This window comes from Pseudomonas rossensis (assembly GCF_039888995.1).
GTDB lineage: Bacteria > Pseudomonadota > Gammaproteobacteria > Pseudomonadales > Pseudomonadaceae > Aquipseudomonas > Aquipseudomonas rossensis.
The window spans coordinates 1-2,716 of sequence record NZ_JBBWCB010000268.1; the positions used below are offsets into that span (position 1 = coordinate 1).

Consider the following 2,716-nt stretch of genomic DNA (forward strand, 5'->3'; position numbering starts at 1 on the left):
GTCGGCGGTACTCAGTACCAGGCCGGTGAAACCGCGACCATCGCCAATGTCGGTACCCTGGTGATCGGAACGAACGGCGCCTACACCTTCACTCCGGCCGCCAACTACAACGGCACGGTACCGACAGTCAGCTACATCGTCACCGACGGTTCCGGCAGCAATGTCACTTCGACCCTGAACATCAGCGTTACCCCGGTCGATGACCAAAGCGTCCTGACTGCGGATACCAACACTGTCGATGAAGACCACGTTGCAACCGGTAACGTGCTCGGCAATGACAGCGATGTCGACAATGCTCTGAGTGTCGCGACATTCACCGTCCAAGGCGTCACCGGTTCCTTTACCGCGGGTCAAGTCGCGACTATCGCCGGCGTCGGCACTGTGACTATCGCCGCCAACGGCGATTACAGTTTCACCCCCACGGCGAACTGGAATGGCACCACTCCGCAGATCAGCTATACCACCAACACCAATTCCATCAGCACGCTGGACATCAAGGTCAACCCGGTCAACGACGCTCCGACCGTCAGCACTACCTCGGCCACTGGCAATGAAGATCAGTTGATCGCCGTGCAACTTGGCGGCAATGACATCGACGGCACTGTCGGGCACTTCAATCTGACCAGCCTGCCGGCCAATGGTGTGTTTTACGCTGACGCTGCCGGGACCATCGCGTTGACCACCAGCAGTGTCATCTCCGCAACCGCCAATGGCGCAACGGTTTACTTCAAACCTACTGGCGACTGGAGTGGCACCACCCAATTCACCTACACCTCGACCGATAACCAGGGTATGCCCTCTGCGTCTTCGGCAACCGGCACCATTGTCGTCGCGCCAGTAACCGATACCCCAAGCCTGTCACTGACGGGTGGCGGTACGGTCGTCTCGACCGACTTCCAGGAAGTCGCGCTGAACAACGGCCATGGCGACGTCAACGTCAGCCAGCTCGGCAACGGCGTTTGGCACACTGACAACAGAGGTGGCATGGTCGAAATCGGCAAGGCCAGCATCTATGGTGCCGGCGGCGATAACCAGGTCATTGAACTGGAGCGCAACGCCGGCGATGCGAGCAACCTCTACACCACTATCGATGCCAAGGCCGGCAGCACCTATAACGTGTCGTTCGACTATGCACCGCGTGCAGGCGTGGTGAATTCGCACATCAATGTGTATTGGGGCAGCCAACTCATTGGCACCTTGAACACCACGACCACCGGCATGCAGCACTACAGTTTCGACATTCCGGTCACTGCCGATGGCAACCAGAAACTCGAGTTCCGCGCCGGGGACAGAAACAGCCTGGGCGGCGTGCTGGATAACATCGATGTCACCCAGGTGCTCAATTCGGGCCTTGAAGACCAAGCGATCCTGTTGTCGACCATCCAGGCCCACACCAACGACGTCGATGGTTCGGAAACTCTCACTCTCACCCTGAACGGCTTGCCGGCGGGCTCCAGACTCACCGATGGCACCCACACCTTCAATGCTGCCGACGGCTCGACGTCGGTGGACATTACTGGCTGGAACCTGTCCACGCTCAAGCTGACACCGCCGACGAACTTCAATGGCGACATCCCCCTGACCGTGACGGCCACCGCCAAAGACGGCGATGCCCCAAGCGCCAGCACCTCGCTGCCGTTGGTGGTGCACGTCGGTGCCGTCGATGACGCAAGCGTGCTGCAGGCGGACAAGATCACGGTCGACGAAGACCACAACGCGACCGGCAACGTGCTGGGCAACGACAGCGATGTCGATAACGTCCTGAGCGTCACCAGCTTCAACGTGACTGGGGTCAACGGCAGCTTCACAGCGGGCCAGACCTCGACCATTAACGGTGTCGGAACGCTGATCATCGCCAGCAACGGCGACTACACCTTCAAGCCGGCTGCCGACTGGAACGGCAACGTTCCACAGGTGACATACACCACCAGCACCGGCTCGAGCAGTACGCTGAACATCAGCGTTACGCCGGTTAATGACAACTTCTCCGATGTCAGTGAAATCGTCACCGTCAACGAAGACTCCGTGGCCACCGGCAGCGTGCTGACCGGCACTTCGAGCGTCGACGGCCCGGTCAGTGTGCTCAACTTCACCGTTGGGGCGACCACTTACGCGGCTGGAAGCACAGCGACTATCGCCAACGTCGGCACCCTGGTGATCGGGGCGAGCGGAGCTTATACCTTCACTCCGACTGCCAATTACAACGGCAGCGTGCCGAGCGTCAGCTACACCGTCACCGACGGCTCCGGCAGCAACGTTACCTCGACCCTGAACATCAGCGTCACGCCGGTCAACGACAACTTCATCGATGCCAGTGAAACCGTCACGGTTAACGAAGACACCTTGGCGACCGGCAATGTGCTGTCGGGTACATCGAGCGTGGATGGCCCGGTCAGCGTGGTCAATTTCACCGTCGGTGCGACCACTTACGCGGCTGGCAGCACCGCGACTGTTGCCAACGTTGGCACTCTGGTGATGGGGGCCGATGGCGCCTACACCTTCACCCCGGCCGCCAACTACAACGGCACGGTGCCGACGGTCAGCTATACCGTGACTGACGGTTCCGGCAGCAATGTCACCTCGACCTTGAACATCAGCGTCACCCCGGTCGACGACAGCTTCACCGACATCAGCGAAACCGTGACCACCAGCGAAGACGCCCCAGTCAGCGGCAGCGTGCTTAACGGGACGTCGAGCGTTGATGGTCCGGTCAGCG

At 60.3% G+C, this 2,716-nt stretch carries 1 protein-coding gene; it reads left to right on the forward strand.

The features are described 5' to 3' along the window. Positions 1–2,716, forward strand: a 2,716-nt coding sequence (locus WLY71_RS30270) for a beta strand repeat-containing protein (RefSeq protein ID WP_347806507.1), incomplete at both ends; no start/stop codon positions are given.